At 42.6% G+C, this 21,509-nt stretch carries 20 protein-coding genes, 1 tRNA gene and 1 other annotated feature; of the genes, 5 read left to right on the top strand and 16 right to left on the bottom strand.

Annotated elements, in window-relative coordinates:
• Positions 1-13 precede the first annotated feature (13 nt).
• Complete coding sequence (locus tag ACTNEW_RS04195; protein ID WP_441058307.1) at positions 14-1,771, top strand: sensor histidine kinase; 1,758 nt, start codon at positions 14-16, stop codon at positions 1,769-1,771.
• Positions 1,768-3,354: a response regulator gene (locus ACTNEW_RS04200; RefSeq protein ID WP_441058309.1), complete on the top strand. Its 1,587-nt coding sequence runs from the start codon at positions 1,768-1,770 to the stop codon at positions 3,352-3,354. Before ACTNEW_RS04195 ends, ACTNEW_RS04200 begins: the two co-directional genes overlap by 4 nt.
• Positions 3,355-3,427: 73 nt before the next feature.
• On the opposite strand, the gene ACTNEW_RS04205 is transcribed toward ACTNEW_RS04200, so the two are convergent.
• From ACTNEW_RS04205 to ACTNEW_RS04220, 4 genes are all read right to left on the bottom strand, one after another.
• Positions 3,428-3,943: a GNAT family N-acetyltransferase gene (locus tag ACTNEW_RS04205; protein WP_441058311.1), complete on the bottom strand. Its 516-nt coding sequence runs from the start codon at positions 3,941-3,943 to the stop codon at positions 3,428-3,430.
• Between the two features lie 76 nt (positions 3,944-4,019).
• Positions 4,020-5,675 carry a 2-isopropylmalate synthase gene (locus tag ACTNEW_RS04210; protein ID WP_441058313.1) on the bottom strand — a complete coding sequence of 552 codons (1,656 nt, stop codon included), beginning with the start codon at positions 5,673-5,675 and terminating at the stop codon, positions 4,020-4,022.
• Positions 5,676-5,787: 112 nt separating this feature from the next.
• Positions 5,788-6,052 (bottom strand) — a binding site (T-box leader).
• A gap of 143 nt (positions 6,053-6,195) precedes the next feature.
• A complete protein-coding gene (locus tag ACTNEW_RS04215) occupies positions 6,196-6,630 on the bottom strand; it encodes a Gfo/Idh/MocA family oxidoreductase (protein ID WP_441058705.1) in 435 nt (144 codons plus the stop codon).
• Positions 6,575-6,814, bottom strand: a complete 240-nt coding sequence (locus ACTNEW_RS04220) for a hypothetical protein (protein ID WP_441058315.1) — start codon at positions 6,812-6,814, stop codon at positions 6,575-6,577. The genes ACTNEW_RS04215 and ACTNEW_RS04220 overlap by 56 nt, the downstream gene beginning before the upstream one ends.
• Before the next feature lie 286 nt (positions 6,815-7,100).
• Between ACTNEW_RS04220 and rfbD the strand changes: the two genes are divergently transcribed.
• Positions 7,101-7,946: a dTDP-4-dehydrorhamnose reductase gene (gene rfbD, locus ACTNEW_RS04225; RefSeq protein WP_441058317.1), complete on the top strand. Its 846-nt coding sequence runs from the start codon at positions 7,101-7,103 to the stop codon at positions 7,944-7,946.
• Positions 7,946-9,205 (top strand): dicarboxylate/amino acid:cation symporter, encoded by a 1,260-nt coding sequence (locus tag ACTNEW_RS04230; RefSeq protein WP_441058319.1) that lies wholly within the window; start codon positions 7,946-7,948, stop codon positions 9,203-9,205. Before rfbD ends, ACTNEW_RS04230 begins: the two co-directional genes overlap by 1 nt.
• Before the next feature lie 221 nt (positions 9,206-9,426).
• On the opposite strand, the gene ACTNEW_RS04235 is transcribed toward ACTNEW_RS04230, so the two are convergent.
• The 5 genes from ACTNEW_RS04235 to leuC all read right to left on the bottom strand — a co-directional run bounded on the left by ACTNEW_RS04235 (position 9,427) and on the right by leuC (position 12,948).
• Positions 9,427-9,500: transfer RNA gene (locus ACTNEW_RS04235), tRNA-Pro, on the bottom strand.
• Between the two features lie 177 nt (positions 9,501-9,677).
• Entirely contained in the window at positions 9,678-10,640 is a 963-nt protein-coding gene (locus ACTNEW_RS04240) for a DNA/RNA non-specific endonuclease (protein ID WP_441058321.1), read from the bottom strand.
• Positions 10,641-10,660: 20 nt separating this feature from the next.
• Positions 10,661-11,071 (bottom strand): ribonuclease Z, encoded by a 411-nt coding sequence (locus tag ACTNEW_RS04245; protein WP_441058323.1) that lies wholly within the window; start codon positions 11,069-11,071, stop codon positions 10,661-10,663.
• Positions 11,072-11,173: 102 nt separating this feature from the next.
• Positions 11,174-11,665 carry a 3-isopropylmalate dehydratase small subunit gene (leuD, locus tag ACTNEW_RS04250; protein ID WP_441058325.1) on the bottom strand — a complete coding sequence of 164 codons (492 nt, stop codon included), beginning with the start codon at positions 11,663-11,665 and terminating at the stop codon, positions 11,174-11,176.
• A gap of 14 nt (positions 11,666-11,679) precedes the next feature.
• Entirely contained in the window at positions 11,680-12,948 is a 1,269-nt protein-coding gene (gene leuC, locus ACTNEW_RS04255; RefSeq protein ID WP_441058327.1) for a 3-isopropylmalate dehydratase large subunit, read from the bottom strand.
• A 198-nt stretch (positions 12,949-13,146) separates the two neighbouring features.
• Between leuC and ACTNEW_RS04260 the strand changes: the two genes are divergently transcribed.
• A complete protein-coding gene (locus tag ACTNEW_RS04260; protein WP_441058329.1) occupies positions 13,147-14,019 on the top strand; it encodes a LysR family transcriptional regulator in 873 nt (290 codons plus the stop codon).
• A gap of 124 nt (positions 14,020-14,143) precedes the next feature.
• On the opposite strand, the gene ilvC is transcribed toward ACTNEW_RS04260, so the two are convergent.
• The 7 genes from ilvC to ACTNEW_RS04295 all read right to left on the bottom strand — a co-directional run bounded on the left by ilvC (position 14,144) and on the right by ACTNEW_RS04295 (position 21,442).
• The gene (gene ilvC / locus ACTNEW_RS04265; protein ID WP_441058331.1) at positions 14,144-15,163 is read right to left on the bottom strand and encodes a ketol-acid reductoisomerase; all 1,020 of its coding nucleotides are present in this window, start codon (positions 15,161-15,163) and stop codon (positions 14,144-14,146) included.
• An 89-nt stretch (positions 15,164-15,252) separates the two neighbouring features.
• Positions 15,253-15,750, bottom strand: a complete 498-nt coding sequence (gene ilvN / locus ACTNEW_RS04270) for an acetolactate synthase small subunit (RefSeq protein WP_441058333.1) — start codon at positions 15,748-15,750, stop codon at positions 15,253-15,255.
• A gap of 162 nt (positions 15,751-15,912) precedes the next feature.
• Positions 15,913-16,968 (bottom strand): tyrosine-protein phosphatase, encoded by a 1,056-nt coding sequence (locus ACTNEW_RS04275; protein ID WP_441058335.1) that lies wholly within the window; start codon positions 16,966-16,968, stop codon positions 15,913-15,915.
• Positions 16,965-18,152, bottom strand: coding sequence for a M20 metallopeptidase family protein (locus ACTNEW_RS04280; protein ID WP_441058337.1), 1,188 nt, complete (start codon positions 18,150-18,152; stop codon positions 16,965-16,967). The genes ACTNEW_RS04275 and ACTNEW_RS04280 overlap by 4 nt, the downstream gene beginning before the upstream one ends.
• A gap of 23 nt (positions 18,153-18,175) precedes the next feature.
• Positions 18,176-18,982: an HAD-IIB family hydrolase gene (locus ACTNEW_RS04285; RefSeq protein WP_441058339.1), complete on the bottom strand. Its 807-nt coding sequence runs from the start codon at positions 18,980-18,982 to the stop codon at positions 18,176-18,178.
• A 94-nt stretch (positions 18,983-19,076) separates the two neighbouring features.
• Complete coding sequence (locus ACTNEW_RS04290) at positions 19,077-20,345, bottom strand: M18 family aminopeptidase (protein ID WP_441058341.1); 1,269 nt, start codon at positions 20,343-20,345, stop codon at positions 19,077-19,079.
• A gap of 71 nt (positions 20,346-20,416) precedes the next feature.
• A complete protein-coding gene (locus tag ACTNEW_RS04295) occupies positions 20,417-21,442 on the bottom strand; it encodes a threonine aldolase family protein (protein WP_441058343.1) in 1,026 nt (341 codons plus the stop codon).
• Between the last annotated feature and the right edge of the window lie 67 nt (positions 21,443-21,509).

The raw sequence follows: 21,509 nt of genomic DNA on the forward strand, positions 1-21,509 counted from the left end.
GGTGATTTATCTTATGAAAAATCAGACACATCCGGTCAGTATTCGAATCAAATATACAAGATATGTTGTCCCGATTTTACTTGTCAGTTTTCTGATCATCGGTATCACAGATACCCTGTTCTATTTCAGAACTATTAGAGAATCTTCCCGACGTGAAGAATCTACCTATCTTAATTCAGCAGCGTCAGCTCTGGACTCAATTTTTGAACAGTTTACCCTTGATACCAGTATTTTCTTTTATAAGACAGCTACCCAGGATGCACTCTTGAAAATTCCGGCAGATCAGGCTCTGCAGGCAAAGACTCTGCTTCAAAATGAAGCACCCTATTATCCCTATTTGAGTGCCAGCTATACAGAGAATGTATTTTTTTATACCAAAGATAAACGTTTATTATCAACTTCTGCACTGTCATCAGAGACACTTTCCACTGCCATTCTGTCATGTGCAGATACAATTATTGAGAAAGGACACAAATATCATGGGCTTCCTTTTCTATTTTCAAATCCAGACGATCCAGGAAAGCTTTATATTGCCAGGGATATTTATCAATGGACCGGCAAAGTATCTACAGCCGGAAAATACTATCTTGGGACTCTTATCGTAGAACCCAAGATTTCTGTATTTGACAAGATTTTTTCCCTGAATAACCCATCTTATCAATTAGCGCTTTCAGACAATGAACAGCAGATATATTTGAATTATACAGACTTAACCAATAAAGAAATTCAGCTTCTGGCCAATTGCAAACAAAAAACAACGATCAGACAAAATACATATGAGATGCGTTCCATGCCGCTCTCTCTTTCACAAACAAACCTTTTTCTGATCAAAAATCAGACTCATATTTATAGAAATACACCGACTTTTATTATGCTCCTTTTAATTCCCTGTATCCTTGCATTAGTAGCCATGATATCCGCTACCAGCTTTATCTCCAGAAGTATTGCTAATGAATTTGACTATTTTATGAAAAAGCTTAATGAAACAAAATCTATCAGCAAAGATGCCTTTATCCATATGGACAGTTCCACTGAATTCGCAGAATTATCCAGCGTATATAACCAGACACTATCACGGATTCACACTCTGTCAGAAAAAATACATGAACAGGAACTGCTTACTAAAAATATCGAAATCGAAAACCTGCAGTCACAGATCAACCCGCATTTCCTATACAATACACTTAATTGCATCTCCGGACTAGTGGACATGGATCGAAAAGAAGAATGCCATCAGGCTTTGATAGCACTTGCAGATATTGAAAGGATGTCTCTTAAAGGTAAACCATTTTGTAAAATCGGTGAGGATCTTACCTATGTGAGAGAGTATACTTATATTCAGAAGCTCCGATTTGAAAATAATCTTTCCATTATTTTCGATATCCCCAAAAGTATGCAGCATTACTATATTCCCAAACTGGTAATACAGCCGTTAATTGAAAATGCGGTAATTCACGGAACATCAAAGATAACCGGTCATGGTCTTATTGCCATTCAGGGAAGTTCAGACGATTCCAGACTGCAAATATCCGTAAAAGATAACGGGCCCGGGTTCAGCCAGGAATTTCTGGATTTATTTCACTCTGCTCAATATCAGAAACAGACATCTTCCTATGGTCTTCACAATATTGACCGCCGCCTGAAACTCTATTACGGTAATGGATATGGACTGATTCTGAAAAACAATGAAAATAATGGGGCCTGCGTAACAATTTCTATTCCATTGCGGATTACAGAAAATCCTTCATTCATGAAAAGGAGTTTATCATGAAAATATTACTTGTTGACGATGAACCAATTGCACTCTATACTATGGAGAATCTGATTAAGAATTCAGATTATAGCCATTACACTGTCCTTTCATCCAATAACGCAGCAACTGCCTGGGAAATAATCATAAAAGAAAGCCCTGAAATCGTATTCACCGATATTCAAATGCCCTGCGAAAACGGAGTTACTCTTCTGCAGAAAATTCATGATGCGCAGCTTGAGCTTCTGTTGATCTTTGTGTCCGGTTACTCAGAGTTTTCCTATGCACAGGCTGCGCTGAAATATGATGCCTTTGATTATCTGCTAAAGCCATTAAGTCATGACAATTTTATCTCCTGCCTGCAAAAAGCGGTTTCCACTATTCAGGCAAAAGAAAATTCCCAAAAGCAAAAGGAATTACTGTCCCGGTTTTTTAAAGAAAATCAACTTCTTCTCAAAAAACAGCTGATGGAAACACTTTTGATCAATCCGCTTTCTCACGTGTCTCCTGATCTGATTCATCAATGTGTTTCACTTGGAATCCATTCGGAATCATTTTGTCTGATTGGTGTAAAATGCAACACTAATAACCGGATGAATATTCTCCAGAATCAGGAATATTATATTTCATATTCTATTTCTGAAAAAATCAATAAAGAATACAGTACCGTTGCGTCCTGTTATATTGGAAATATTGTTTATATTTTCATGCCGATACACAATAATGAAATGACAGAGATTCTGGACTTTGCCCAATCATTAATCCATTATGCGGAAGAAAAGCTGTTTTCTTCCATAACCATTGGTATCAGTGAGACCGGTACTTCTATTCAGCAGATTTCCAAACTGAACAAACAGATTCAGTATTGTTTTTCATACAGTAATTCCTATGACAGTCTGAATGATGAAAATATTTTATTTTTTAATGAAATCAATGATTATAATTCCAATATCATTGAAATCAATGATATTATCTCTCATCTGATCAATGCAATCCAAACAAGAAATCTGAACCAGTCTCTGAAAATAGGCGATGCCCTTTTCTCTCTGATTCAGAACGAAGATCTGCAGACCCAGCAGGATGCTGTAAAACTGGTGGAGCTCAACCTTCACAGCCAGTTAAAAAATGCATTGGAAAATCCTATGGATATCAGTTTCCTTACACAACCAATCACCAGAAACTGTATAGATGCTCCCTGCAGTGAGCATAGCAGGATGGTATTTTCCAATTGTATTAAAAATTTAATTCAGGAATTATCCCGCGCTACCTCACACAATACAGGTATGATTGTTACCGCAGTCATAGAATTTATCAACAAAAACTATGAAAAACAAATCAGTTTAAATGATGTATCCGAACATATTAACCGGAATAGTTCTTACATATCACGCATCCTGAAAAAAGAATTATCGATGGGTTTTTCTCAGTTATTGACAGAGCGGCGCTTAACGGCTGCAAAAGATTTGCTGGTGAATACTACATTAAAAATATCTGATATATCTGCAAAAGTCGGATATACTTCTACGAAATACTTCAATCAGGTCTTTTACAATAATTTGCAAATGAGTCCGACAGATTACCGTTTTCTTATGAAACAACTATAAGTGGTATTTCAGCCGGAATATACCGCCTGCAGCAATACTGATCACTGATGCAGGCGGCTATTTCAGGCATCTTTTATATTTTCCCATTCTTCTCTGGTAATTGCATATACATATGAAATCCCATTCTTCGGATCCGGGTATCTTTTACTTTTTTCATCCCGGTGGCGATTGCCGTAGAATAGGAGCCCACATTTGTATATTTCATATATGAATAAATAATCCCATAATCTGTATTCTGAAACACCCAGTCACGGACTGCTCTGGCTGCTTCCCCTGCATATCCCCGTCTCCAGTATTTCTTATGGATATGGTAACCGATCTCCGGAAGGAATTCACCGTCAATATTTTGAATGGTAATCCCGCAATCTCCGATAAAATCCCCTGTTTCTTTTAGTACCGCAGCCCAGAGACCAAAACCACAGGTTTTATAATTATCAAGATTCCACTGGATCCAGTTTCTCGTTTTTTCCTCATCAAATGGTTTCGGGTAATGCCGCATGATTTCTTCATCTGACATAATTTCATATAAAGCATCAAAATCATCCATGGAATAATTTCTCAATATTAATCTGTCTGTTTCGATTATCATGTTTCTCCTTTTTGAGACGAAAAAGCAGATGCCGGAAAAGTCTGTCTCCGGCATCTGCTGTAAGATCATGTTTCTCCTATCGGTTGTTAATTGCTGTTACAAGAGCATCAATGGATGCGCGGATAATATCCGGATCCACACCGGCACCCCAGGAAAGTGTTCCGTCCGGTTTCTGGATACCTACATATGCGATAGCCTTGGAGCTGGAGCTCTGTTCCAGTGCATGCTCCTGGTAAGTAACCAACTTGAATTTCAGTTCATATGCTTTCTTCAGTGCATTGCTGACTGCATCCAGACGACCATTACCGGAAGCTTCTGTTGTAATTGTTTTTCCATGGAAAGTAGAAGTTACCTGTGTGCAGATGCCTCCGTCTTTCTGCTGGAAATGTACCTCGTTGATACTGTACGGCTCTGTTACATTTTCGAAAGTATGCTTGAACAGTTCGTATATTTCTTCCGGAAGCAGTTCCTTGTGCTTGTGATCGGAAACCGCTTTGGCCGCGTATCCCATAGCTTCGCGCATTTTAGCAGGAAGATTCAGACCATATTTTGTCTCGAGAATATAGCCGACTCCACCTTTACCGGACTGACTGTTGATACGGATTACATCTGCATCGTAATTACGTCCCACATCTGTCGGGTCGATTGGAAGATATGGAACGGTCCAGTGATTCGGGTCTTTTTCCTCAATCCAGTGCATACCTTTTGCAATGGCATCCTGATGGGAACCGGAGAATGCGGCAAATACCAGTGCACCGCTGTACGGGCTTCTCTCATCTACTTTCATGCCTGTACATTCTTCGTATACTTCACAGATATGCGGCATATCGGAGAAATCCAGTTTCGGATCCACGCCCTGGGAATACATATTCATACCAAGTGTCACAATATCCACATTACCGGTACGTTCTCCGTTTCCGAACAGGGTTCCCTCGATTCGGTCAGCTCCGGCAAGAAGTCCCATTTCCGAATCAGCCACACCGCAGCCTCTGTCATTGTGCGGATGAAGAGAAACAATGACATTCTCACGATACTTCATATTCTCACACATATATTCCACCTGGCTTGCATACACATGCGGCATGGAATGTTCCACAGTTACAGGCAGGTTGATGATGCATTTATTATCCGGAGTCGGCTGCCATACATCCAGAACAGCGTTGCAGACTTCCAGTGCATATTCCGGTTCTGTTCCGGTAAAGCTTTCCGGGCTGTACTCAAACTGGAAATTCCCCTCTGTCTCGTCTGCAAGTTTTTTCAGGAGAGAAGCACCCTCAACTGCGATCTGAAGAATCTCCTCTTTTGATTTCCGGAATACCTGTTCTCTCTGGGAAACAGAGGTGGAATTATATACATGCACGATTGCTTTCGGAGCACCTTTTACTGCTTCAAATGTCTTGCGGATAATATGTTCTCTGGCCTGTGTCAGTACCTGAATCGTCACATCATCCGGAATCAGATTCTGTTCGATCAGTGTACGGAGAAAGGTATATTCCGTCTCAGATGCAGCCGGAAAACCGACTTCGATTTCTTTGAAACCAATTTTTACAAGGAGCTTAAAAAACTCGATTTTCTGTTCCAGACTCATCGGGATCACGAGCGCCTGATTACCGTCACGAAGGTCAACGCTGCACCAGATCGGAGCTTTATCCACATACTCTTTTTCTGTCCATTTCATGCAGCTTTTTGGCGGCATATAATACTGTCTCTGATACTTGTTTACATTCATCATGTTGTTTTCCCTCCATTTTTCTCTTCGGATTTACCCGGAATTTCTCTGAATTTACAGGAAAATGCAAAGCACTTTCCTATGATAAAAAAAAGTCTTCCGTCCTGCATTATCTGCAAGAGACGAAAGACGATAAATGTCCTACGCGGTACCACTCTTTTTTATGATGAAAATCATACACTTATCGGATACGGAATGCCATCTCTGACACGCTTATATCCTCTCCAGGTAACGGTGGACACCGTCTGCGCCTACTCTCTGAATAAGATTTGGGGCAGATGCTCCGAGGCGAGTTCCACACGTTCCTTCCACTGCTTTCCACCAGTCAGCAGTTCTCTGTGCTCCAGTTCCTGTGTACTATTCCTCATCACGGCATTTCTCATATGCGTTAACGATAGATTAACACGTTCCCCTGTTTTTGTCAACCGGAAAATTACTGTCAGCAGGGTTGTTTCACGAAGCCAGGCTAAATATTTAATGCTCTGTTAATACTTTTTTTCTTTCGAACATATTCTTCCCTGTCTTATTCTGCCATGAACATCCCAGATGGAAAGCCCTTTTCCATACATTCCAGTATATCCAGCACATGATACGCCTGCTCTTTGCTGGCACGATTCTTTCTGACGCTTAAAACAGCATCAGCCATTTCCGCTGCTCCCAATCCGCGGGAATTCCCGGAATATGCTCCCACTTCCTCTAAAGTCTGAGGAATCGGTTCCTCAAAACCATCTGTCTGAAGCAAACGAACAGGGTTCCCAAACTGATTCGGATCTCCCAGAAGCAAAATCCCTTTCGTTCCATAAACGGCGAAATCCGCCCGGTCATGACACATACTCTCATGATTCTGATGAATAGTACCCACCATCCCATTTTCCAGTTCCAGAATAGCAGCTACGACACTTTCATTCGGTGTTTCGTATTCTTTTCCAAAATCTTCTGTGCCCGGTACTTTTCCAATGCGTTATTTCTTCCAGCGTGCATGCTGCGAGATTATGCTGCGCAGCTTTTAACTGCGCCCTTTCCAAACGTCTGGAACAGACGCTTTTCACTTCCAGCACTTCAAACACATTCTTCATGTTTTCGATATAAATGTCACTGATTGCTCCCGTCCCAATGACACCAACTGTCATTTTCTTTTCCATTATGCAACACCTCTCTCTGAATTTCATAACCAAAAAGCAATTCCAGAACTTTTCACAGGGTGTACCCAGTGTCTGCCGGATATGCTTATAGTATATTGGAAACATTCATAAAAGTATAGACCCTTATCAAACCAAATCTATATAAAAAACGATTTTTTTGATAAAACAATACTCAAATATTCGTAAAATTTATAAAAAACAACCGAAACATATTGCATTTCTTCACATTTTTTAGTAATATTTTATTTACTGTAACAAAATACTATAGAAAAAGAGGGAAACGAAGATGAAAAAAATATGGATTACGGGAGCCGAAGGGCATATCGGCTCCGCACTGGTCGCACTTCTGGATTCCATCGAGTACCAGATCCTGACCACGGATATCAACGAAGTGGATATCACAGATATTAATGAAGTCAATCATTATATGCACATTAACAGGCCGGATGTAGTCATCAACTGTGCCAGTCTTACCGATGTAGAATATTGTGAAAAAAATGTAGATATGGCTTACAAAGTAAATGCTATTGGTGTGAGAAACGTCGCACTGGCAGCGGATGAAACACACGCGAAGGTAATTCATATTTCTACAGATGATGTTTTTGATCTGGAATCCAGTGTTCCATATCATGAATTTGATCAGACACATCCGAGATCTGTTTATGGAAAATCAAAAGAAGCCGGAGAAAAGATTCTGTCACAGCTCATGAACCGTTTTGTGATTCTCCGCAGCTCATGGATCTATGGAATCGGACATGATTTTGTCGATTATCTTCTGTCAAATGTGGGAAAAGTTCCGGTCATGGAAGTGCCAAACAACCGTTATGCTGTTCCGACCAGCGCCAGAGAACTTGCGAAAGTCATCAAACATTTCATTGATTTTGACGAATATGGTTTATATCATGCAGTATGTCAGGGAAGCTGCAGCCGCTATGAATTTGCAAAAGCCATTCTGGAACTTTCCGGAAAATCAGACGAAATGGAAATCAGACCTGTGATTTCCAGGGATACCTCCCGTCCTGTTTATTCCGTTCTTGATAATATGATGCTTCGCCTGACCGGAATCGAAGAGCCTAAGGAATGGCGGATGGCTTTGAAAGAATATCTGGATGAAACAGGAGGAATTGAATAATGAAGAAAAAAATGGGGCTTTCCACACAAATTTTCGCAGCGCTTCTCATTGGTGCCGTCATCGGTGTTCTGATTCATTATGTCATGCCTTCCGGAACCATCAGGGACAAAGTGCTGGTTGAAGGTATCCTGTACGTTATGGGACAGGGCTTTATCCGTCTGATGCAGATGCTGGTAGTACCGCTTGTATTCTGTTCTCTGGTATGCGGAAGTATGGCTATTGGTGATACAAAAACTCTGGGAAAAGTTGGAATTAAAACCATTGGTTTTTATCTTGCTACAACGGCTCTGGCCGTTACCATTGCACTGGCAAGTGCCAATATCATCAATCCGGGAATCGGACTTGATATGGATGCCGTTCAGACAAGTGAAGTTGCAGCAGCTGCGCAGAGCACCAGTATTGTGGATACACTTCTGAATATTATCCCCAAAAATCCAATTGGCTCCATGGCCAATGGAGATATGCTTCCGATTATTGTTTTTGCCCTGTTTGTAGGAATTATACTTGCAAAGCTCGGAAGCAAAGCTTCTACAGTTGCAAACTTTTTCAGCCAGTTTAACGATGTTATGATGGAAATGACCATGGCAATCATGAAAATCGCACCTGTCGGTGTTTTCTGTCTGATTGCCAGAACATTTGCAACCGTTGGTTTTGCCGCATTTAAACCTATGCTGAAATATATGGGAAATGTAACTTTTGCCCTGGCAATTCAGTGCTTTGTCATTTACCAGATTCTTCTTTTTATATTCACGAGATTGAATCCGCTGAAATTCATTAAGAAGTTTGCTCCGGTTATGGGATTTGCATTTTCAACAGCTACTTCAAATGCAACCATTCCGATGTCCATTGATACTCTGAACAAAAAGATGGGTGTTTCCAAACAGATTTCTTCTTTTACCATCCCTCTGGGTGCAACTGTCAACATGGATGGAACTTCCATTATGCAGGGTGTAGCGGTCGTGTTTATTGCTCAGGCGTACGGTATCCCGCTTACCATGGGAAATCTGGCGACAGTTGTTGTAACAGCGACTCTGGCTTCCATTGGAACAGCCGGTGTTCCAAGTGTCGGTCTTGTCACTCTTGCCATGGTGCTTTCTTCCGTCGGTCTTCCTACAGAGGGTATTGCTCTGATCATGGGTATCGACAGAATTCTGGATATGCTGCGTACCGCAGTAAACATTACAGGAGATGCGGTTTGTACAACCATCGTTTCTCATCAGGAAGGTGCGCTGGACAGAAATGTCTTTAACCGTGAATAAACAGAAGTATACGTTAATTAATATAACCTTCTCGCCCCGATGGAGGATATGTTGTTCTCTGTTTCGGGATAAACAGTAAAATGAGCCTTTCAGACTGCAAAATGGAATCTGAAAGGCTCGTCAAAAAATATTCCGATATTGCAAACAATCATTTCCATGAATTATGCAGCACGGAATGCAACACAAAAAGAAAAAAGCCTTGAAAATCAAGGCTCTTTCAATCGGGGCAACAGGATTTGAACCTGCGACCTCACGGCCCCCAGCCGTGCGCGCTACCAAGCTACGCCATACCCCGTAACAAATGATATTATATCAATACTTCATCAGAAAATCAATCTTTTTTTATCAAGAAAATATGTTTTTGTAATTAAAAATGAGAAAGAATCCTGCTGTGCAGGATTCTCCGCCTGCGGCGGATTGCTTTGGCAATATAATTCCTCTCCGCCGATATCTTGTTTATGTTATTTCAAAATCACGAATGACAATTCCCGCAGGGAGAATATCCCTCTCCAATCAGTTCCTCCCGGCTTCCGGTATATTCCATTTTATTGCTTTCTTTCATCTGTTTCACGCTGCGGCAGTCCGGATAGTGAAATTTTCCGGTATTGATATTAATAATATAGGTGGTACCAACAGAAACTTCCTCTTTTGTTTCCTGGTCTGTGTTTTCAGAAATCTGTGACTCAATCTGAACAGAACGTGCCGTTTCTCCCTGCACATTACTGTCATCCTGCCAACTGTCACCTGATGCGTAATCAATTCCAACCCCGGGCTGTACATTATAGCAAAAAACATTGAATTCAATACCATCGCCCTCATCTTCCACAGACATGGCTTCCATCTGGACGCCGGAAGCTACCAGATTATCCCCTTCAAATACCGGAGTCACACGATACAATACATGATAATCGGTTTCTTTTACATAATCGGCAACCATATTTTCAAAAGGAAGCATCCCATCCACATTAAGATATCTGGTTCCGGTGATCAGATTTTTCTCATTTGCATTCTCTGCGGAAAGCTGGTATCCGATCAGATGGCAGCGATTATACAGAGAATTTCCATCCACAAAATCATACTGTACAGAATGCCATCCGGATGGCTTTACTTCAGAAATACTGCCGCGCTTTTCTGTAGGCATCAGATCCTGTCCGATATTGGCATAGGCAGCTCCGCATCTTCCCAGAGAATCCAGTTCACTGTAGGATTCAAAGGATTCTGTGGTAAAATCATCCTCTGAAAAATCCGGAACATTATTATGAATGACCACATAAGGATCACCGGTATACGCAGGAATTTCGGATAAATCAACTCCACCGGCAGCGTAAATTTCCTGCGTTAGAACCACCTTTGGAACCACATCTGGAACCACCACTGCTCCCATCAATAAAGCAAATAAAACGGGAAGAATTCTTTTCTTTATTTTATAATGCATTGACCGTAATACTCCTTTTCTTACTTTTTCTGATAAGTTTCTTTCGTAATTTTTTCATGAGAATTCCCGGCAAATTCTACCGTTTCTGCCAATTCCCAGTCTTTCAGATCTATATCCAGAAACAAATCTGCCGGGTAATCTCTGTTCCATCTGTACACAATTATTTCCGTGATTTTTTTCTCATATGGCTGCAATTTCTGATTCTCTACAAAACAGAAATCCTCTTCTCCTGCAGCATCCAGAAACTGTTCATCTGCCGTCAGATCTGCCTGATTTTCTTCCTTAAACTGTTTCAATGAATATGGACTCATCCACAGTTTTGCACCCTGAAGACCGTCCAGAATATCCTCACGAAGAACCCTGTCCTGGCTCTGTCTTTTCTGAAAAAAAGCCATTCCTCCCTTATTATCTACACATACAATCACCTTCATTTTTTCACCCTGCTTTGTATTTTTATTCTCAGAAAAAAGTGTAAAGCTCCGGAAATTATATCCGAAAGCTTTACACTTTTTCAGCAAGTCTATATTACAGATTTATTCATTCTGTGCGTTGATATAATTGACAAGGCCTTCTGCTTTGATGATTTTCTGCATGAATTCCGGGAAAGCCTGTCCCTGGAATTCTGTTCCTTTGGTACGGTTGTAGATCATACCGGAATCAAAATCGATTTCCACTTCATCACCGTCATCGATTCCTTTGCTTGCTTCCGGACATTCAATAATCGGAAGTCCGATATTGATAGCATTGCGGTAAAAAATTCTCGCAAAAGTCTCCGCTATCACACAGCTGACACCGGCTGCCTTGATAGCGATCGGTGCATGTTCACGAGAAGAACCACATCCGAAATTTTTTGTTGCCACAATGATATCGCCTTTGGATACTTTTTTTACAAAATCCTTATCAATATCTTCCATACAGTGCGTAGCCAGTTCCGCAGGATCTGAAGAATTCAGATAACGTGCCGGAATAATAACGTCTGTATCTACATTGTCTCCATATTTAAATACTCTGCCTTTTGCCTGCATAATTCTGATCCTCCTTATAATCCCAGTTCTTCCGGTGCGGAAATCTTACCGGTTACAGCACTTGCTGCGGCTACTGCCGGGCTTGCCAGATACACTTCGGAATCTACATGTCCCATACGTCCTACAAAGTTACGGTTGGTAGTGGAAATGCAGCGTTCTCCTGCTGCCAGAATTCCCATATAACCGCCGAGACATGGTCCGCAGGTCGGAGTACTTACCACAGCACCGGCTTCAATAAAGATTTTCAGAAGCCCCTCTTCCATCGCCTGCAGATAAATGGCCTGCGTTGCCGGAATCACAATACAGCGGATTCCTTTTTTCACTTTGCGTCCCTTCAGGATTTCTGCCGCAACGCGAAGGTCATCGATTCGTCCATTGGTACAGGAACCGATCACAGACTGATCAATCACAACATCTTCCGTAATTTCTGAGATTGTCTTCGTATTTTCCGGAAGATGCGGGAACGCTACAGTAGGTTCCAGAGTGCCAAGATCAATGGTGTACTCTGCCTCATAAACAGCATCCGGATCCGCTTCATATGCCTTATATGGTCTCATGGAATGCTCTCTCATGTATGCAATAGTAAGGTCATCTACAGGGAAAATTCCATTCTTTCCGCCTGCTTCAATTGCCATATTTGCAATAGTAAAACGGTCATCCATGGACAGGTTTTTGATTCCTTCACCGACAAATTCCATGGATTTGTAAAGAGCTCCATCCACACCGATCATACCGATAATATGTAAAATCACATCTTTGCCGCTGACCCATTTTTTCGGTTTGCCGACGATGTTAAATTTAATCGCAGACGGCACTTTAAACCATGCTTTGCCGGTAGCCATTCCTGCTGCCATATCTGTACTTCCCACGCCTGTGGAAAATGCTCCGAGAGCTCCATAAGTACAGGTATGTGAGTCAGCTCCGATAATTGCATCACCGGCTACAGCCAGTCCCTTTTCCGGAACAAGTGCATGTTCAATTCCCATCTGTCCTACATCAAAATAATTGGTAATCTCATGTTTGCATGCAAATTCGCGGACACATTTGCAGTGTTCTGCGGATTTGATATCTTTGTTCGGGATAAAATGATCCATTACCAGAGCAATTTTATCCTTATCAAATACTGTGTTTACAGTCATTTTTTCCATCTCATGGATGGCCACCGGAGAGGTAATATCATTTCCAAGAACCAGGTCTAACTCTGCCTCAATCAACTGTCCTGCTTCTACATGATCCAGTCCCGCATGTGCAGCCAGAATTTTCTGCGTCATTGTCATTCCCATTTTCATTTCCTCCTGTTTATTCTGATCACTATTTCCATAAACGGCAGCATAACCGTTATCTTTTTTTCAACTGTTGTTATTCTAACACGATTTATGTTATAATGCTAATACATATTATATATATTTATTATAACTTACAGTTATATATTGTTGCATCCAGAACGCAGAGTAATTGATATCTTTACCGGAGGTTTCCACATGCAGGAAAATTTATCTCTTTATCATATTTTTTATACGGTCGGCCGCACCGGCAATATCTCGCAGGCAGCAAAAGAACTGTTCATCAGTCAGCCTGCGATCAGCAAATCCATACAGAAGCTGGAAGAAAATCTCGGTACCACTCTCTTTACCCGCAATTCCCGCGGCGTAACCATGACCGCTGACGGAGAAGCGCTATTTGAAAAAGTGAGAGAAGCATTTTCCATTTTGTCTGAAGGAGAAGACCTGATTCTGCATAACCGTTACCGTAATATTCCGAGACTCCGTATCGGAGCCAGCTCCACGCTGAGCAAATACGTTCTGCTCTCCCACCTGAAGTCCTATGTAGCATCCCACCCGGAAGTCCGTATCAATATTTCCTGTCAGTCTACCTACCAGACACTGAAGCTTCTGGATCAGGGAAAAATTGACATCGGACTTATCGGACGGCCAAAAAATCTCCACGGATACCATTTCCGTCCGCTTCTTCGCATCTCAGATACCTTCGTGGCAACCACCCGGTATCTGAAGAACCAGCAGGAGCTTTATCCTGGAGAATCTCTGTTTCATACTGCTGCTTTTATGATGCTGGATGAGGAAAATATCTCCCGTCAGTCTGTCAACAGCGAGCTGAAAGAACATCAGATTGAATTGAGCCATATTCTGGAAGTCACTTCGATGGATCTTCTCATTGAATTTGCGCAGATCAGCCTTGGAATTGCCTGTGTGATCCGGGAATTTGTCGAACAGGAACTGGAGCAGGGAATCCTCGTAGAAGTACCCATGGGAATGAAGTTTTCCTCCAGAGAAATCGGATTCGTCTGCAGAAAAAAAGAAGAGCACAATCCTCTTCTTCAGCACTTTTTTGTATAAGACAGAAACCTGCCCGGAGAGCTTTCTTATATCATAAGAAAATGCAAAAAACTTATCTATGACATAATAAAACCCGGAATCGACATACACCAATTCCGGGTATTTTTATTATACTAAAATCAGATTAGTTGTTGATCAGTTTGTCTTCGCCATTCCAGCTGTACAGTTTACGGATCTCTTCGCCAACGATTTCAGACGGATGCTCTGCAGCTTTCTTTCTCATAGCTTTGAAGTGTACCTGAGAACCTGCGGAAGACATATCCAGTAAGAAGTCTTTTGCAAATGTGCCATCCTGGATGTCTGCAAGAATCTTCTTCATAGCTTTCTTAGTATCTTCTGTAATGATCTTCGGTCCTGTGATGTAATCACCGTATTCTGCAGTGTTGGAGATGGAATATCTCATTCCTGCAAAACCGGACTGGTAAATCAGGTCTACGATCAGTTTCATTTCATGGATGCATTCAAAATATGCATTTCTCGGGTCATAACCAGCTTCACACAGAGTTTCGAAACCAGCCTGCATAAGAGCACATACACCACCGCAAAGTACAGCCTGCTCACCAAAGAGGTCTGTTTCTGTTTCGGTACGGAAAGTTGTCTCAAGAACACCAGCTCTTGCACCGCCGATTGCAAGTGCGTAAGCCAGAGCCATATCAAGAGCTTTGCCTGTGTAGTCCTGCTGTACAGCAACCAGACACGGAACACCTTTGCCTGCCTGATACTCACTTCTTACAGTGTGTCCAGGTCCTTTTGGTGCGATCATGGTAACGTCAACATATTTCGGAGGTACGATACATCCGTAATGAATGTTGAAACCATGCGCGAACATCAGCATATTACCTTCTTCAAGGTTCGGCTCGATATCTTTTTTGTAAAGAGCAGCCTGTTTTTCATCGTTGATCAGAATCATGATGATATCTGCTTTTTTTGCTGCCTCTGCTGCTGTATATACTTCAAATCCCTGCTCCTGCGCTCTCTTCCAGGATCTGCTTCCTTCATAAAGACCGATAATGACGTTGCATCCGGACTCCTTTGCATTCAGGGCATGTGCATGACCCTGGCTGCCATAACCGATTACTGCAATAGTTTTTCCCTCTAACAGACTTAAATTACAGTCTTCCTGGTAAAAAATCCTATTCTCCATTTTGACTTCCTCCTAGTATTTTAAATTTTTTCATAATATCGTTAAGGGACGATTCTCCCCTAGCAAACATGCCTATGTAACAGCCTGTTTTACAGGAATGTTACGTCATCCGCTCCTCTGGAAAGACCTGTGACACCTGTACGTGCCAGCTCCAGAATCTCATAATCACTCATAAGATTGATGAAGGCTTCCAGTTTCGTGTGATTTCCCGTCATCTCCACAGTCAGAGATTCCTTGCTTACATCTACCACCTTCGCACGGAAAATATCAGCAACAGAAATAATTCCCTGACGCTGCTCCGGTTTGGCAGCAACCTTAATCATAACAAGCTCATGGCTCACGCAATTGGACGGTTCCAGAACCTTAATGGCTCTGACATCCACCAGCTTGGCAAGCTGCTTGGTGATCTGCTCCAGAATCTGTTCGTCACCGCTGCATACAACTGTCATTCTGGAAAAACGTTCATCAGCAGTAACACCAACGGTAAGACTATCAATATTATAGCCACGACGGCTGAATAATCCGGCAATACGGCTAAGTACACCTGCGGTATTGTCTACCAGCAGGGATAATGTTCTCTTCTGCATACTCCACCTGCTTTCAACGCTTTAAACTGTTAAACATTTAACTTAATAAATGTTGACTCTTTCTAATTATAACAAGAAAAGGAATTTTGTCAATCAGAAATTGGCAAAACCCGCCCTTTTTCCTGCCCGGAAACTTACAAATCCAGGTCTTTTTTTATATTTTTATACCAGATACTTGTTCTGAAGAGCCTCAATAGCTTTTGGAGTCAGGTATAAAGCCTTTCTCAGAAAACGCTCCACGGAGCCATATTTCTCTTCAATGGTTTCAAAAACTGCATCCAGATATTCCTCCCGGACACGGAACAATATGCCGATACGGTCCATAATTCCAGGATCTACAATGGTCTTTGTTTCCATCAGACGAATGATATATTCCATTTCATCTTCCAGACATGCATTGGATTTCATATAATCTTCCATGATATCTTCTCTGGAAACGCCAAGAGCACACAAAAGCAGAGCCGTACCCACACCCGTCCGGTCCTTGCCGGTACTGCAGTGCCACAAAACCGCTCCTTCCTCCTGCCGTAGCAGAACATCCAGAAACCGTGCATACATTTTTACAGAATACTGATCCGTGATCAGATTCTGATACTGACGAACCATAAATTCATCCGGGTCTCCTTCAAAATTCAGTACAGCATCCACTGCAGTCCAGTTTTTTTCCTCATTGGAAACAGATTCTTCATCAATGATCGGTATGGAATGATAAATCACACCTTCCGGAATCAGATCCGGACGCTTTTTCCGTTCATAATCATTTCGGAAATCAATCACTGCAGACAAATGATATTCTTTGCACAGTACATCCTGATCTGCAAGTGACATATGGTACAGCTGTCCGCTGCGCAAAAGCTTTCTTGGAAGAATGTGACGGCCGTCTTTTGCTGAAATCGCGCCAAGATCTCTGGTATTCGAAAGGCTCTGCAGCGGAATCCGTCCTCCTCTTGGAAATCCAACAGCCATCTCCGGATTCAGAGCCCGAAGCAGGGCCAGACATTCATGAACTTCTTTTTCGGTCATTTCAAATTTATAACGTTTTCTCCTGCGCGTCACAATCACAAGAGAATTGCTGATGATCTGCCGTCCTTCTTCGCCTTCATTCCCTTCCCTGCGCAGGTATGCCCACAGGATATCACGGCAGGGCAGACTGTTGATCATCATATGTTTGGTAAAAATCAGATATCCATCCTCGATTCGAATTTTCCCGTATTTCACGCTCTGCCCTCCTGTTTTTTCGTATGTTCTTCCCCTATGCTGTACAGAATCTGATACAAAGTTTCCAGACTATACGGCAGGATTTCTTCATCCAGAACAAATCCGGGGTGATGCAGCGGATGTTCTTTTCCGGGAACCGCCGCCAGAAAAACGGTAAACAACCCTTTTGTCTTCTGAAAATAACGATATGCATTATCACCGGAAAGAAAAACTTCCTCTTCTCCTTCCAGAACAAACTTCTCTCCGAACACAGTTCTCCCCACTCTGGCGCCAATTTCTGTAAGCTCCGGATCATTGGCAAACGCCAGAACCGGTTCTTTCGGGAACTCCAGAGTAATTTCTGTTCCTGTTTCCTGCGCGGTTTCCTCCAGAATATCTTTCAGTCTGCCGGCAAGCTTCCGGAAATCTTCTTCTTTCACAGCACGGATATTTCCGTTCAACACCACATGGTCTGCAATAATATTGGCATACTCTCCTCCATGTACGGTACCGATTCCCACCAGACACGGTGCACTTCCCTGATACGTCCGGCTCAGTTCATGAATTCTCTGTACAACAAGAGAAGCCGCATAAATACTGTCAATTCCTTTGGCAGCCTCACTCCAGTGGCTTGATTTTCCATGTACTTCGATCCGTATTCCTCCGATCATGGCGGAGGCCTGTCCCTTATGAACCGCCATGCCAAGAGTCATATCTGTCGCATAATGAAACATCAGAAAAGCATCTGCCTTTGGATTTTCCAGTGCCCCTGCCGCAAGCATCCTTCGGGCACCTTCCCCGATTTCTTCAGCTGGCTCAAATAAAAAACGGACATTTGCAGGAAATGTATCCTGTTCCTCTGCAAGAATTTCCGCAAGAACAAGCGCGGCTGCCAGAATAGCATCATGCCCGCATGCATGCATACAGCCTTTGTTCACAGATGCATAGGAAAGACCTGTTTTTTCTTCCATGGGAAGACCGTCCATTTCCGCACGCAGTACAAGAGAGCATTTCTTTTCTTTTGCTGCGGGAAGCTGGGCGATCCAACCTGTAGGCGGCACTTTTGTCAATGTATAACCAAGCTTCTCCATATATTCCCGGATAAAATCGGATGTTTTTTCTTCTTTCAGAGCCAGTTCCGGATAACGATGAAAATGTCTCCGAAGCTCTGTCAGTTTTTCTCTGTACTCTTCTCTTTGATTCATCCGTTCCTCTCTCTTTCTGTCAGTCAGATCAGCCCTAATTTTGTAAGTCCGTTTTTGATTCCGTAATGGAACATATCGGTGGTCACATAATCCGCCAGTTCACGGATTTTCGGAGAGCCATTGCCCATCGCCACTTTCGTTGCCGCGTATTCAAACATGGAAAGATCGTTATTGCTGTCTCCAAAGACTACGGTATCTTCCCATGGAATATCAAAAAGTCTGCATACAGCGGCAATACCAACTGCTTTATTCATTCCTTTCGGCACCATTTCGATCGTCGTACCTGCAAAAGAACCATTTTCATGGCGAATCACATCATAATAGGCAGACAATTCCTCACATGCTTTTTCCGCATTGCATCCTTCTACCATCTTTGCACTGATCTTATTGATACGCATGTCATTCTCATATCCGCGTATGGGACGCCATTTATCACCCAGTGCTTCTGTGATCAGATCACAGTACCAGTTGATGTTATTGTTATATTCATCCTTGTCATAATACATAAAATCGGCGCCTTCCATAACCGGAATCAGACCGTATTTCCGAAGCACCCCCACAGAAAGCTTCGCTACTTCCGGTGTCATTTCCCGGTTAAAAAGACGTTCCCCGTTCTTCTCAATGGTTGCACCGCAGGCACTGATCATTCCGGTGAAAGGAATTTCTTCCAGATACCATGGCACAAATGCCCGACTTCTGCCGGTACAGAGCCATGCCTCATGGCCATTTTCGATAAGGCTGGCAATGGATTCTCTGGCACTTTGCGGCACTCCCTTTTCAATATCACAGACAGTACCGTCTGCATCAAAAAAAACTGCTTTTTTCTTCATGTAGTTCTCCTGACTGATTTACTCTTTCTTTCCTGTATCTTTCATATTTCCATAAAACGTGTTTGAAAATTGCTCCAGAACAATTTTCATACCTTTATGCATAAAATTCTTCCAGAACTCTGCTCAAAAACCAGGTATCCTTCACACCGGCAGTTTCATAAGAAGAATGCATAGACAGCTGCGGAAGGCCAATATCAACCATATTGACCGCGACCTGACTTGTGGAAATATTTCCAAGTGTGGACCCTCCCGGAATATCGGAACGATTCACATAAGTCTGATACGGCACACCCGCCTTCTGGCAGAGATTTTTGAAATATGCACAGGACACCGCATCTGTACAGTATTTCTGGTTCGCGCTGAATTTGATTACCGGTCCCTGATTCAGTACCGGACGGTTCACAGGATCTGCTTTTTCTGTATAATTGGGATGCATCGCCTGCGCATTATCTGCAGAGATCATAAAGCTGCAGGCAAGCGTCATCAGATACTCTTCATAGCTTCTTCTCAGACCTGTATTCATGCGGAGAAGTGTATCACGAAGAAATGTGGCTGCTGCTCCCTGTTTCGTTCCGCTTCCCACTTCTTCATTATCCAGAACACAATGAACAGCAATGGCGGATTCTTTTTTGCCATTTAAAAATCCTTCCATCGATGCAAATGCACACTGGAGATCATCCAGACGTCCCGCAGAAAGGAACTCCCTGTCAGCTCCCCAGATACTTCCTGCACAGCGGTTATAAAGAAACAGATCATGGCCGAGAATGTCTTCTTCCCGAACTCCTGCACTCTCTGCGATAATCGTCCAGAATTTTCCTTCCGTATCTCCGCATCCGAACAGCGGAAGCAGATCTTTCTGGGGATTCAATTGATAACCGTTATTGACTTCCCGATTCATGTGGATCGCAAGACTTGGAATCATAACAAAATCTCTGTCCACATTTACCAGCTTTTCCACAAGTTCTCCGTTCTCTCTCACAACAAGACGGCCTGCCACAGAAAGCGGACGGTCAAACCAGGAGGACATGATCATCCCGCCGTATCCTTCCACATTCAGTCTGACATAGGCATCCTGCACCTTCATTTCCGGGTTTTCCTTGATTTTGAAGGTAGGGGAGTCACTGTGACTGGCGGTGATATGAAATTTCCATACATCCGTTTCCGGAATGGAAAATGCAATCAGAGCAGAGCTGTTTCTGGTGACAAAATATCTGCCGCCTTTCTGAAGCTTCCATCGTTCCTGTTCTTTCAGTTCTGTAAATCCTTCCTTCAGGAAACGTTCCCTCATCACATTCACAGCCTGAAAAGCTGTGGGACTCATTTTCAAATAATTCAGTAAATTCTCAGCGGTCTTTTCGTACATGTCTCCATTATCCTCAATTCTTTTATATTCCAGACAAATATATCCGTTATTTTCTTTATGATATACCGGTATCAAAGCAATTCCAAAAGTCTGTCAATGTTTTCTTTCTGTGTCGCCCAGCTGGTGGCAAAACGCACTACTGTATGGGAATCATCCAGTGTTTCCCAGAAACTGAATGCCACTTTCTTCTGAAGTTCCTCCATCAGGGAATTCTCAAGTATCAGGAACTGCTGATTCGTGGGAGAATCAATGAAAAATTCCAGACCCTTTTTCCGAAATCCTTCTTTCATATATTCTGCCAGTTCAATGGCATGTTTGCTGATCTCAAAATAAAGCTCATCTGTAAACAGGGTATCAAACTGCACACCGAGTACACGGCCTTTAGCCATGAGCGCACCATGCTGCTTCACGATTGTCAGGAAATGAGCAGGCATATTATGTTTTGTAAATACTACCGCTTCTCCGCAGAGTGCACCCACTTTTGTACCGCCGATATAAAAAACATCACAGTATTCTGCCACCATCGGAAGGGGCACATCGGTATGCAGACTCATAAGGCCATATCCCAGACGTGCGCCGTCCATATACAGAGGAATCCGGTACTCCCTGCAGATATCAGAAATGGCCTTTAATTCCTCTGCTGTGTACAGCGTACCGTATTCGGTAGGATGAGAAATATAAACCATTCCCGGAAATACCATATGTTCATGGTTTCCATCTTTCCAGAAGTTCTCAAGAAGAGCTGCAAGCTCTGTACTGTCTATTTTTCCCTGATGCTGCGGAAGTGTCAGGACTTTATGACCACAGGCTTCAATCGCGCCTGCCTCATGAACACTCACATGACCGGTCTCGGCAGCCACCACGCCTTCATACGAACGAAGCATGGCATCGATCACGATCTGGTTCGTCTGGGTTCCTCCTGTCAGAAAAAAGATTTCTGCCTCCGGACATCCGCAGGCTTTTCGAATTTTTTCTTTTGCACTTTCGCAGTACGCATCGCTTCCATATCCCGGAAGCTGTTCCATATTTGTTTCAAGAAGGCGTTTCAGAATCTTCTCATGTGCGCCTTCGGAATAATCACACTCAAATGAAAGCATCGTTTTCTCCTCAACGTATTTTCTTATTTGTACCTGCTTCCAAAGCGGCTATTTCGCCGCAGCAGGT

The organism is Blautia sp. HCP3S3_G3 (genome assembly GCF_052063365.1).
Taxonomy (GTDB): domain Bacteria; phylum Bacillota; class Clostridia; order Lachnospirales; family Lachnospiraceae; genus Blautia_A.

What these genes read in the sequence shown, in the direction of transcription:
- rfbD (WP_441058317.1), top strand. Translation starts at nt 7,101, where the DNA reads ATGAAAAAAATATGGATTACGGGAGCCGAAGGGCATATCGGCTCCGCA.
- ACTNEW_RS04290 (WP_441058341.1), bottom strand. Translation starts at nt 20,345, where the DNA reads ATGTACGAAAAGACCGCTGAGAATTTACTGAATTATTTGAAAATGAGT.
- leuC (WP_441058327.1), bottom strand. Translation starts at nt 12,948, where the DNA reads ATGGGAATGACAATGACGCAGAAAATTCTGGCTGCACATGCGGGACTG.
- ACTNEW_RS04260 (WP_441058329.1), top strand. Translation starts at nt 13,147, where the DNA reads ATGCAGGAAAATTTATCTCTTTATCATATTTTTTATACGGTCGGCCGC.
- ACTNEW_RS04195 (WP_441058307.1), top strand. Translation starts at nt 14, where the DNA reads ATGAAAAATCAGACACATCCGGTCAGTATTCGAATCAAATATACAAGA.
- ilvC (WP_441058331.1), bottom strand. Translation starts at nt 15,163, where the DNA reads ATGGAGAATAGGATTTTTTACCAGGAAGACTGTAATTTAAGTCTGTTA.
- ACTNEW_RS04220 (WP_441058315.1), bottom strand. Translation starts at nt 6,814, where the DNA reads ATGGAAAAGAAAATGACAGTTGGTGTCATTGGGACGGGAGCAATCAGT.
- ACTNEW_RS04280 (WP_441058337.1), bottom strand. Translation starts at nt 18,152, where the DNA reads ATGAATCAAAGAGAAGAGTACAGAGAAAAACTGACAGAGCTTCGGAGA.
- ACTNEW_RS04210 (WP_441058313.1), bottom strand. Translation starts at nt 5,675, where the DNA reads ATGATGAATGTAAACAAGTATCAGAGACAGTATTATATGCCGCCAAAA.
- leuD (WP_441058325.1), bottom strand. Translation starts at nt 11,665, where the DNA reads ATGCAGGCAAAAGGCAGAGTATTTAAATATGGAGACAATGTAGATACA.
- ACTNEW_RS04205 (WP_441058311.1), bottom strand. Translation starts at nt 3,943, where the DNA reads ATGATAATCGAAACAGACAGATTAATATTGAGAAATTATTCCATGGAT.
- ilvN (WP_441058333.1), bottom strand. Translation starts at nt 15,750, where the DNA reads ATGCAGAAGAGAACATTATCCCTGCTGGTAGACAATACCGCAGGTGTA.
- ACTNEW_RS04295 (WP_441058343.1), bottom strand. Translation starts at nt 21,442, where the DNA reads ATGCTTTCATTTGAGTGTGATTATTCCGAAGGCGCACATGAGAAGATT.
- ACTNEW_RS04285 (WP_441058339.1), bottom strand. Translation starts at nt 18,982, where the DNA reads ATGAAGAAAAAAGCAGTTTTTTTTGATGCAGACGGTACTGTCTGTGAT.
- ACTNEW_RS04230 (WP_441058319.1), top strand. Translation starts at nt 7,946, where the DNA reads ATGAAGAAAAAAATGGGGCTTTCCACACAAATTTTCGCAGCGCTTCTC.
- ACTNEW_RS04200 (WP_441058309.1), top strand. Translation starts at nt 1,768, where the DNA reads ATGAAAATATTACTTGTTGACGATGAACCAATTGCACTCTATACTATG.
- ACTNEW_RS04240 (WP_441058321.1), bottom strand. Translation starts at nt 10,640, where the DNA reads ATGCATTATAAAATAAAGAAAAGAATTCTTCCCGTTTTATTTGCTTTA.
- ACTNEW_RS04245 (WP_441058323.1), bottom strand. Translation starts at nt 11,071, where the DNA reads ATGAAGGTGATTGTATGTGTAGATAATAAGGGAGGAATGGCTTTTTTT.